We start from the raw sequence: 9,979 nt of genomic DNA, 5'->3' as shown, positions 1-9,979 counted from the left end.
GCAGTTCGGCGGGGATCGCCGGCAGATCGGCCGGCTTGGTCTTCGGTTTGCCAGGCATAAGGTCTCCTTGGGAGCATGTTATGCCTTGAACACGAAATTGCTGACAGGTCCAGGCAGCGCAATCGACGCCCGACGCTTGAGGAACTCGATCTGTACATGGAGCACTTCAGCATCGGAGCCAAGCGAGGAGCCAGCTCAATTCCTATGCCGGCCATCATCGCGTTCGCTCTCTTTGCTACGCGCAGGCAAGAGGAAATTGCGACTATCCGCTGGGACGACCTGGACGAGGCGGGAAGCCGCGTACTGGTGCGGGATATGAAGCATCCCGGCGAGAAAATTGGAAACGACACCTGGTGCGATTTACCTCCCGAGGCCCTGCGCATCGTCCTCGCACAGCCGCGAACAAGCGACAAGCGGATTTTTCCCTACAACCACCGGTCCATTTCTGCCGCTTTTACTCGCGCCGGCCACGTTCTCGGGGTCGAAGACCTCCACTTCCATGACCTGCGACACGAAGGCACCAGCCGCCTATTTGAGATGGGCTGGAACATTCCTCACGTCGCGACAGTGACTGGACACCGAAGCTGGTCGAGCCTGAAACGATACACGCACCTCAGGCACGTCGGAAATCGATTTGAGGGATGGCGCTGGCTGCCGATTGTTGCGCCTTTGGCCAATGAGTCCGCGGCAAAGTGATATGCCTACAGGGGACTCGAACCGCGCAATTTGGCTTAACCACGCCACAAAATTGGAAGTCCCAGCAAAATGCTGGCAAACCAATGTAGTCACCCTTCCCCGCTGCCCCCCCCCCCGTGGGTCGCTCGAAGACCTGAACCTGGCCAACCTGTAGCTCTGAACTGTCCAGCTTTTGAGGCAAACGTCAGGCGCCTAGGTGACAGAGTTAGCTTGCGTCTACGCTGAGTGGACCAACAGAGCCATAACGGCTAGCGCCGAATCGGCCCCTTGGGCCATCCTCACCAGCGTTTCCGAAACGTGCGGCTTTTCGTTCCAAATTAGCGCGATAGTGCACCGTGGGATTCTCTACAGTACGCAGATCGCAAACGCTAGCCGAGAGATTCGCTCATGCCCCTGTACCGTCTTTCCGAACACGCCCCTCAGATTGCCGCCACCACATTTGTTGCGGCCGAAGCCACGATCATCGGCCGCGCAGCGCTTGCTGACCACGTCAGCGTTTGGCCCGGCGCTGTGGTGCGTGCTGACAATGAGCCGATCACGATCGGCATCGGCAGCAACATCCAGGAAGGCGCGGTATTGCATACAGACCCGGGCTACCCCCTTCAGATCGGTTGCAACGTGACGGTCGGCCATCAGGCCATGCTGCATGGCTGTACCGTCGGCGATGGCGCACTCATCGGCATTCAGGCCGTGGTGCTAAACAACGCTGTAATTGGCGCTGATTCATTGGTGGCTGCTGGTGCTCTCATCACCGAGGGCAAGACGTTTCCGCCGCGCTCGCTCATTCTTGGTTCGCCCGCCAAGGCGGTGCGCGAGCTGAACGATGACGAGGTCCGCAACCTGCGCGCCAATGCGCAGAGCTACATCGAGCGCGCGGCCCTTTACCGTAGCGATCTGGTCCTGCTCGACTGAGCTCCCTAACGTTCCGCTTCGTTATGCTTCACGTAGCCCAGGGCTGCGTGGGGATCCAACACATCCGTCAAGCCTCTAAAAAAGGGCGGCTTCAGCCGCCCTTTCCTGTTGCGCAGCCCGGTGTGCCTCAGGCGGCGTGTGCGCCCAACCCGGAGAGGATTTCGTCGTTGTGTTCGCCTGCCTTGGGCAACGGGCGACGCACGCCTGGTCGCTTGCCACCCATCAGCAGCGGCAGCAATACGGCGGGGCCTGTCGAGCCGTCGTCCATCTGCATCGGCACCAGACCGCCGCTCGCCTTGAGGTGCGGATCGTCGAGCAGTTGATCCGGTCGGACGATGGGCGCGTAGGGAATGCCAGCCGCTTCCAGCTTGGGCGCGAGTTCGGTCGCATCGTGGTCGGCCAGGATGCCGCCCAGCTCCTGCAGCAGTTGTGGACGCACCGCTACGCGCAGCGTGTTGTTGGCGTACTGCGGGTTGTCGAGCAACTCCGGATGACCCAGCAGTTGGCACAGCGTCGTGAATTGCTTGTCGCTCACTGCGCCAATGAAGAGCTGCTCGCCACCGGCCAGCGTAAAGATGTCGTAGACGCTCCATGCCGATACGCGCGAGGGCATTGGCGGTGGCGCTTCGCCAGTCATGGCGTACTGCTGCATGTGCTGCGATGCCAGGAACACGCAATTCTCGAACAGCCCGCTCTGAATCTCCTGACCCTTGCCGGTGCGGTCGCGCTCGCGCAGCGCCGCCAGCACGCCGATGGCGCCGAACATGCCGCCCATGATGTCGTTGACAGAGGTGCCTGCGCGCAAGGGGCGCCCAACTGGCCCGGTCATGTACGACAGCCCGCCCATCATCTGCACGACTTCATCCAGCGCGAGGCGGTTCTCGTACGGTCCCGGTAGAAAGCCCTTGTGCGACACATAGATGAGGTGCGGATAGTCGACCGATAGCGATGCATGGTCGAGCCCGAGCTTTTCCATCAGGCCGGGGCGGAAGTTTTCGAGCACCACATCGCACTGACCGGCAAGCTCACGCGCCGTGGCGCGGCCTTCGTCCGTGGTGATGTCGAGCACCACGCTCTTCTTGTTGCGGTTGAACGCACGGAAGAAGCCGATGCCGAGGCCAGGTAGATTGCGCGTCTTGTCGCCGCCGGGCGGCTCGATCTTGATGACTTCGGCGCCGAGGTCGGCCAGGATCATCCCGCAAGTGGGGCCCATGACCATGTGCGTGAATTCCAGAACGCGGATGCCGGCAAGGGGCAGCGATGAAGTGTTGTCGTGATGCATGTTCGTCAGGCCAGGATGGCGGACTGTGCCGCTTGGGAAGAATGCAGATGGAAGGTCTTGGGCAGGCCGGCGCGCCACAGCGTGCCGTGCAGCGTCTCGCCGTGCAGCCAGTCGCTCAGGCGTTCGCGCAGTGACAGCAATTGGCCGATGTCGAGCCCGGTACCGACGCCCATGCTCTCCAGCATGAAGGCGAGGTCTTCCGTGGTGACGTTGCCGCTGGCGCCGGGCGCATGCGGGCAGCCGCCGATGCCACCCAGGCTGGCGTCAAAGCGTGTCACGCCTGCTTGCATGGCGGCGTAGACGTTGGCCAGGCCCAGGCCGCGCGTGTCGTGGAAGTGGCCGCACCAGAACTGCTCACCAGCAATGGCGACGGCGCGCTCGAACAGGCGCGACACGGCAGCGGGGTCGGCATAGCCCACGGTATCTGCCAGGCTGACGCGATCGGCACCGGCATCGAGCAGGGCCTGCATCAGGCGCAGGACTTCATCGGGTTCGACCGCACCCTGCAGCGTGCAGCCGAACGCCGTTCCGACACCACCTTCGATCAGAGTCTTGGCGCCGGCGGCATCGCGCGCCGCGCGGATGCGCGCCACCTCGTCCACCACCTCGTCGGGCGTTTTGCGCAGATTGGCGAGGCTGTGTGCATGGCTGGCCGACAGCGGCACGATCATCAGGTCCACGCCGCTGGCGATGGCGTCCTCTGCGCCACGCAGGTTCGGCACCAGCGCGGAGACAAACAGCTCGGGCAGCGTGCGCGCGTAGGCGACGAGCTCGGCGGTGTCCGCCAGTTGCGGCAGCAGGCGCGCGGGCACGAACGAGCCGATCTCGATCTCGCGCACACCTGCAGCGTGGGCGGCCTCGACCCATGCGCGCTTGTGCTCGGTGGGCAGGATCGTCTGAGTGCTTTGCAGCCCGTCTCGCAAACCGACTTCGCGGATCACGGCGGTGGTGGGCAGGGGGATGTTCATGAGGGACATTGCGTCAGGCAGGCGTCAATCGATGTTCTGACTGTATGCCGTTCTGTACAGAAGCTACAGCGATCAAATACGCACGTTTTCGTTCCGAATGGGAAAGCCTGGAAGCGGGCCTACGGGCATTCCAGGGTTTCCTTTTGAACCGGTCAACACTAGGATTTCCGGCACGTTGATTCCCAATTGGAATGCCTCGCGGAGCCCCCATGCGTGACCTGGATCTCACCACCCTGCGCCTGTTCGTTGCCGTGTGCGAGACGCGCAATATGGCGCGCGCGGGCGAGCAGGAGAACATCGTGGCGTCGGCCATCAGCAAGCGGCTGGCGCAACTGGAAGACACGGTGGGCGCGGTCCTGCTCGAGCGCGGGCGGCGCGGTGTGATTCCCACACCGGCGGGCGACATCGTGCTGGCGCACGCCCGCGCCATGCTGGCTGCCGCCGACCGGGTGGCGCGTGACATGGCCGAATATGGCAGCGGCATCCGCGGTCAGGTCCGCTTGCTGGCCACCGTATCGTCGATGGCCGAATCGTTGCCCGACGACATCGCCGCATTCCTCAATCGCCCCGAGCATCGCGACATCCGCGTGACGATGGAGGAAAGCCTGAGCAGCGACATTGTGCGTGCGCTGCGCGAGGGCTCCGCACCGCTGGGCATCTGCTGGGATGCGGCCGACTTGGAGGGGTTCGAAACGCGGCCATACCGTGCCGACCACCTGGCCGTGGCCGTACACGAAGCGCACCCGCTGGCAACGCGTGAGCATTGCCGCTTTGAAGACACGCTGGAGTTCGATCACGTGGGCTTGCCGGCGCAGACGGCCGTGCACACGATGCTGGCGCGTTATGCGGCGATCCTGGGGCGTGCAATCAAATACCGGGCGGTGGTATCAACCTTCGATGCATCGCTGCGCTGCGTACGCGCGGGCCTGGGCCTGGCCATCGTGCCGGCTGAGATTGCCGAGCCGTTCGTCGCGACGTTCGGCTTGCGCGTGGTGCCGTTGAGCGACGCCTGGGCGCGTCGCCGCTTTGCGGTGTGCTTTCGCAATCTGGAGTCGCTGTCGCCGGCGGCACGCCTGCTCGTGGAGCATCTGGCCGCGTGCGATTCGACTGCCGCGGCCGAACCGGCACCGACTGCCCGGCAAAAGAAAACGACGCGGAAAACCCGTTCCGCGTCGTGAGGGCTGCAGCGTTCCGACAAGGCTAGTGCGACAGCTCTTCCAGTCGCACGCCGTTGCTCTTCGGGCCAAAGCCCCCAATGGCCAGCATGACCACCAGCATGCACGCGGTGATCCCGGCAAACACGCCCGGCACACCGAAGTGGCGCAGCAGAAATGCGATCAGGAAGCCCGAGAACATGGCGCCGATGCGGCTGGCCGAATACACGATGCCGTTGGCGCGGCAGCGGATAAAGGTCGGGAACAGCTCGGCCTGATAGGCGTGGTAGCACACCGAGATGGTCTGCCCCGCCAGGCTGATCAGCACACCCAGCACAATCAGTGCGAGCGGGTCCTTCAATTGCCCGAACGTCACGCCAAACACGATGACGGCAAACGCCGCGCCGACGATCAGCCACTTGCGCTGGATGCGGTCGGCATAGGCCATGGCCAGCAGCGGCCCGACGGGCAGCGCGATGGCGATGATGAACGAGTACAGCAGGCTCTTGGTGACAGTGATGCCGTGCCCGATGAGTAGCGTCGGCACCCAATTGGCAAAGCCGTAGTAACCAATGGCCTGACAGAAGTTGAAGACGATCAGCATGATCAGGCGCGAGCGATACGGCGGGCGCCACAGTTCAGCCAACGATGCACGGCGGTGCGGCGGCTGCGCGACGGCCTGCAGCGGCGGCGGCAAGGTGCTGCCGGATTCGCGCTCGGCGGCGGCTTCCATCTGGCGGACGACGGCGTCAGCCTCATCGCCGTGGCCATGCATGGCCAGCCAGCGGGGGCTTTCCGGCACGGCGCGGCGGATGAACCACACCAGCACCGCACCGGCTGACCCCAGCAGCACCACCCAACGCCAGCCTTCGATGCCGAGTACGGTGGTCGGCACGAGCCAGTACGACAGAATGGCGGCCGCTGGCGCAGCAGCAAACATCACCATCTGATTGAACGCCATTGCACGGCCGCGCATGTGCTGCGGTACGAGTTCGGTAACGTAGCTGTCAATGGTCACAATCTCGATGCCGACGCCGATGCCGGTGAGGAAGCGCCAGATCAGCAGGCCTTCGGGGCTTTGCTGGCAGGCCATGATGGCCGAGCCGATCGAGTACCACAGCAGCGATACGGTGAACACCGTGCGGCGCCCGTAGCGGTCGGGCAACCAGCCGAACCCGAAGGTGCCGACGAAGAGCCCGGCAAACGTGGCAGCAATGAAGCCCGCCATGCCATGCAGGCCAAAAAACGCATCCGTCGTAGCTTTGAGCAGTCCGCTCTTCTCCATGCCCGGTGCGATGTAGCCCGTGAAGATCAGGTCATAGACCTCGAAGAATCCGCCCAGCGAGATCAATAGCACCAGCGTCCACAGGTTGCGCGTGATGGGGAGGCGGTCCATCCGTGCAGAGAGCGCGGCGGCGGCGCGGGTGTCTTGATCGGGTTGAGCGATGGCAGTCGGCGCGCTGTCCGCTGTCAGGGGGCGCTGCATGGTTGTCTCCTTTGTCGCATGACCGCGCTTCTATCGAGCGTTGGGTCCGGGGGCGCCGGTATCGGCATCGTATTCCCGCGCAGGCAAGACCGTCGGTGCGGTCTGTGCACTACAGGATGGCACCCACTGTAGCGATTCCAGTCTGCAACCACGGAGCTATTTAGGAACTATTGATGTTCCGTTCCGGAAACCCTCGGTGAGTACGTGCTGGCTTGAGGAGGATCAGTTGAAGACCGATGGAAGCGGCTTCTGGTCGATAGCGGTCGGAAAGGTACAGTTGGCAAAAGACGCACAAAAGCCGTCAGTCCACGCCGGCGAAGAAGTGGCTGCGGCTGTATCCACAATCAAATCGTTGAATGCGCGCTCTTTAAGGCCACAGCGTCAACGCGGCTCCAGCTTCAATGGCCTGGCAGCAATCTCCGAATCCAGAATAAGCCGGCCATCCAGACGACCGTTGAGCCGAGTTACATAGCCTGAAGCCTCCTCCATGTGCTCGCGCATCAGCTCCCTGACCTTGTCCGCATCGCGCTGTCGGATGGCTTCGAGGATCGCTGAATGACAGCGGACGTTCGCGCACCCGAACTTCACGTGTTCCTCGGCTGGCGTGTCAGTGCTGAATACAACCAGGCGCCGAAGCAACTCATTGATCGTCTGACAGATAAAGCTGAGGAAAGGATCCGGATTTGCGGCAGCAAGGATGTCGTGAAAATCAAGATCCGCCTGGCGCTGCTTTAGCAGGTTACCGCTGTCCTGTGAGGCTGGCTCGCAGGTTTCGATGTTGTTCTCGAGCGCAGCCAGTTGCCGCTCAGTAATGAATGGCACCGCCCCCGCTGCCAGTTCGGGTTCCAGCAGCCGGCGTGCGTTGTAGATGTTCTTCATGCTGACGTCTTTGAAGAACAGGTAGTTCTGAATGAGCTGCAACGTCCGTTCAAGGGGTACTTCCCGAATCGTGGCGCCGCCAGAAGGACCTGGGCTCACCGTAATCAAGCCCTGAACCTCCAGCGACTTGAGTGCCTCTCGGGTCGTGCTCTTACTCACCGAAAAGAGTTCCTGCAGATCCCGCTCGTTCGGAAGTCGATCCCCAGGCTTCAGGTTTCGTTGCGTGATCAGACGTTTGATGTCCTCGGTCACCAGGTCTGCCCGCTTTACTTGCCGGGTGCGAATAGGCGGGTATACCCCAGCTTCGTCGTTGAGTCTCACGACATAACTCCTTGAATTTTTGGCGGAAAACCTGTTTCGCACCAGATCGGGGCGTGAACGGCTCCTTGATTTCTACGATCCACTATATATGATCTGAATTGTTCTAATTATCATGATAAATAGGATGATTCGGGCGAAAGCCCTTTGGAGACCACTGTGACCTTTCGCTTGCCCAATCTTTCCCCCACGCCTGTGTGGGCTGCCATTCACACACCGTTCCTGCCCTCACTCGAACTGGATGAAGCCGGTTTGCGCCACAACGCCCGGCGCTACATCGAGATCGGACTGCGTGGCGTCTTCTGCAATGGCCTGATGGGAGAGGTTTGGTCGCTCTCGCTCGAAGAGCGCAAGCGCGTCGTGGAAGTGTTGTGCGATGAAGCGGACGGCAAGCTTGGCGTTTCCGTCGTCGTGACCGGTGCATCCATCGGCGAGACGCTGGACCTCGGCCTGCACGCGAAAGCTGCCGGCGTTGACCATGCCGTTTTGATGGTGCCCACTTCCGGCCCGCGTTCCGCAGAACAACAGCTCGAGTACTTCCGGTTCATCTGCGAGCGCTTGGACATGCCCATCGTGCTGTTCAACGCAGCAACGGCTGCAGGCAGTGCACTTTCGCCGGCCTCCTTTACCGAGCTGTGCGAGCTACCCCAAATCAAGCTGCTGAAGACCACCGCCTACAGTGAAAACCCCGCGTTGCGAGCAGCGGCACGCAATGGCGTGGTGGTCTCTGATCCGCTGGAGGAGCACTACTTCCAGAACCGTCTCCAGTATGGGCAACCGATTCTCTATGCCGACCCGGAGCCGTACCTCTATCAGGTGCCGGGACATTGCCCAATCGCCGACTACATCGCAAAGCTCGATGCCGGCGCCGATGCTGCCCAGGTGATTCGGGACTTCGAAGCGCTTTCGCACCTGCGGCCGTTGTTCAACAAATGGGTCATGGATCCGCTCATTCGCGGCCACATGCCCAACGCAGCGTTGAAGTACTGGTGCGAGCTCATCGGCATGGCGGGCGGCCCCGTCAGGACACCGATTCGGCCGCTTTCCGACGCTCAGAAGCGCGAGCTCGAAGCCGATCTTTTGCTATCCAACGCGCCCGGCCTGCGCGCGCCCCTTCCACTCAACTAATAAGAACTTGTACCTACCAAAGGAGAACCATCATGAGCGCTTCCGGTTTTGATCGGCGTACGTTTCTCAAACTCGTGGCGGCTTCGAGCGCCGCTCCTTCTCTACTTCTCAATGATCTCGCGTTCGCAGCCGATACCCCATTGACGGTCGGCATCCTCTACTCGGGTTCGAAGCAAGACTATGGCTTCAATCAGTCGCATGCGCTCGCTGCCGCGGAGTTGAAGAAAGTACCGGGTATCAAGGTGGTGGAAGAGGAGCGTGTGCCGGAGACGATCGCGGCACAGCGAAGCATGGAGGGGATGATCCGGCAAGACGGCGCGAAGCTCGTGATTGCGACTTCGTTCGGCTACTTCAAGCCGCACGTTCTCGAGATGGCCAAAAAGTATCCGGATATCACGTTTGCGCATACCGGCGGCATCTGGACGCCAGGCATGCCAGAGAACGTCGGTACCTTCTACGGCTACATCTTCGCGGCCCAATATCTGTCTGGGGTGACTGCCGGCAACATGACCAAAACAAAGAAGTTGGGCGTGGTCGCCGCCAAGCCGACCCCGAACCTCCTGCGCAGCATCAACGCATTCACCCTCGGCGCGCGCTCGGTCGACCCCGCCATTCAGGTGCGTGTGATCTTCACTGGCGACTGGGTATTGCCTGTGCGCGAAGCCGAATCTGCCAACTCGCTCGCAGATCAGGGCGTTGACGTCATCGCCTGCAACGTGGACAGCCCGAAGGTCGTTGTCGAGACAGCGGAGAAGCGTGGCGTGATGTCGGTGGGCTATCACACCAGCCAAGCGGACGTTGCTCCAAAGGGCTTCCTCACCGGAGCAGAGTGGAACTGGATTGTTCCCTACATGGAGTTCATCAAGGGCGTGCGGGCCGGCCAAAAGCCGGTTCACTATCTGCGCGGCGGGCTGGCAGAGAAGTTCGTCAATTACACACCGTTCGGCAAGGCAGTTCCGCAGAAAGTACGTGATGCGGTGGAGCGCGTGCATGCCGAAATGGTGGCTGGCAAGCGCGTGATCTATGCGGGCCCGATCAAGGACAACAAGGGCAATGTCGTGATTCCCGCAGGCACCGTCTATCGCGACAACGATCGTGCATTGGACCCGATCAACTACCTGGTTGAAGGCGTGACCGGAGAGGTGTAGGAGCCGCC

General features: G+C 61.9%; 9 protein-coding genes. 5 read left to right on the top strand and 4 right to left on the bottom strand.

What is annotated here, in order from left to right; all coding sequences use genetic code 11:
* The first annotated feature begins 75 nt into the window (after window positions 1-75).
* Together KHN96_RS20810 and KHN96_RS20805 are read left to right on the top strand one after the other, a co-directional pair.
* Complete coding sequence (locus tag KHN96_RS20810) at window positions 76-696, top strand: tyrosine-type recombinase/integrase (protein ID WP_062739636.1); 621 nt, start codon at window positions 76-78, stop codon at window positions 694-696.
* Between the two features lie 387 nt (window positions 697-1,083).
* Window positions 1,084-1,608 carry a gamma carbonic anhydrase family protein gene (locus KHN96_RS20805; RefSeq protein WP_062739637.1) on the top strand — a complete coding sequence of 175 codons (525 nt, stop codon included), beginning with the start codon at window positions 1,084-1,086 and terminating at the stop codon, window positions 1,606-1,608.
* A gap of 127 nt (window positions 1,609-1,735) precedes the next feature.
* On the opposite strand, the gene KHN96_RS20800 is transcribed toward KHN96_RS20805, so the two are convergent.
* Together KHN96_RS20800 and KHN96_RS20795 are read right to left on the bottom strand one after the other, a co-directional pair.
* Window positions 1,736-2,890, bottom strand: coding sequence for a CaiB/BaiF CoA transferase family protein (locus KHN96_RS20800; protein WP_062739638.1), 1,155 nt, complete (start codon window positions 2,888-2,890; stop codon window positions 1,736-1,738).
* Between the two features lie 5 nt (window positions 2,891-2,895).
* Window positions 2,896-3,858, bottom strand: a complete 963-nt coding sequence (locus KHN96_RS20795; protein ID WP_062739639.1) for a hydroxymethylglutaryl-CoA lyase — start codon at window positions 3,856-3,858, stop codon at window positions 2,896-2,898.
* A gap of 209 nt (window positions 3,859-4,067) precedes the next feature.
* On the opposite strand from KHN96_RS20795, the gene KHN96_RS20790 reads away from it, so the two are divergent.
* Window positions 4,068-5,036, top strand: a complete 969-nt coding sequence (locus tag KHN96_RS20790; protein WP_062739640.1) for a LysR family transcriptional regulator — start codon at window positions 4,068-4,070, stop codon at window positions 5,034-5,036.
* A gap of 22 nt (window positions 5,037-5,058) precedes the next feature.
* Here the strand turns inward: KHN96_RS20790 and KHN96_RS20785 are convergent, their stop codons facing one another.
* Together KHN96_RS20785 and KHN96_RS20780 are read right to left on the bottom strand one after the other, a co-directional pair.
* The gene (locus KHN96_RS20785; protein WP_062739641.1) at window positions 5,059-6,498 is read right to left on the bottom strand and encodes an MFS transporter; all 1,440 of its coding nucleotides are present in this window, start codon (window positions 6,496-6,498) and stop codon (window positions 5,059-5,061) included.
* Window positions 6,499-6,879: 381 nt separating this feature from the next.
* Window positions 6,880-7,698 carry a FadR/GntR family transcriptional regulator gene (locus tag KHN96_RS20780; protein WP_238587607.1) on the bottom strand — a complete coding sequence of 273 codons (819 nt, stop codon included), beginning with the start codon at window positions 7,696-7,698 and terminating at the stop codon, window positions 6,880-6,882.
* A 156-nt stretch (window positions 7,699-7,854) separates the two neighbouring features.
* Between KHN96_RS20780 and KHN96_RS20775 the strand changes: the two genes are divergently transcribed.
* Complete coding sequence (locus tag KHN96_RS20775; protein WP_181817641.1) at window positions 7,855-8,823, top strand: dihydrodipicolinate synthase family protein; 969 nt, start codon at window positions 7,855-7,857, stop codon at window positions 8,821-8,823.
* A 32-nt stretch (window positions 8,824-8,855) separates the two neighbouring features.
* Window positions 8,856-9,971: a BMP family ABC transporter substrate-binding protein gene (locus tag KHN96_RS20770; RefSeq protein ID WP_115043946.1), complete on the top strand. Its 1,116-nt coding sequence runs from the start codon at window positions 8,856-8,858 to the stop codon at window positions 9,969-9,971.
* Window positions 9,972-9,979 lie beyond the last annotated feature (8 nt).

It is taken from the genome of Ralstonia mannitolilytica, assembly GCF_905397375.1.
Taxonomy (GTDB): domain Bacteria; phylum Pseudomonadota; class Gammaproteobacteria; order Burkholderiales; family Burkholderiaceae; genus Ralstonia; species Ralstonia mannitolilytica.
This window is presented reverse-complemented; position numbering and strand designations above follow the sequence as displayed.

What these genes read in the sequence shown, in the direction of transcription:
- KHN96_RS20800 (WP_062739638.1), bottom strand. Translation starts at nt 2,890, where the DNA reads ATGCATCACGACAACACTTCATCGCTGCCCCTTGCCGGCATCCGCGTT.
- KHN96_RS20770 (WP_115043946.1), top strand. Translation starts at nt 8,856, where the DNA reads ATGAGCGCTTCCGGTTTTGATCGGCGTACGTTTCTCAAACTCGTGGCG.
- KHN96_RS20810 (WP_062739636.1), top strand. Translation starts at nt 76, where the DNA reads ATGTTATGCCTTGAACACGAAATTGCTGACAGGTCCAGGCAGCGCAAT.
- KHN96_RS20785 (WP_062739641.1), bottom strand. Translation starts at nt 6,498, where the DNA reads ATGCAGCGCCCCCTGACAGCGGACAGCGCGCCGACTGCCATCGCTCAA.
- KHN96_RS20805 (WP_062739637.1), top strand. Translation starts at nt 1,084, where the DNA reads ATGCCCCTGTACCGTCTTTCCGAACACGCCCCTCAGATTGCCGCCACC.
- KHN96_RS20790 (WP_062739640.1), top strand. Translation starts at nt 4,068, where the DNA reads ATGCGTGACCTGGATCTCACCACCCTGCGCCTGTTCGTTGCCGTGTGC.
- KHN96_RS20795 (WP_062739639.1), bottom strand. Translation starts at nt 3,858, where the DNA reads ATGAACATCCCCCTGCCCACCACCGCCGTGATCCGCGAAGTCGGTTTG.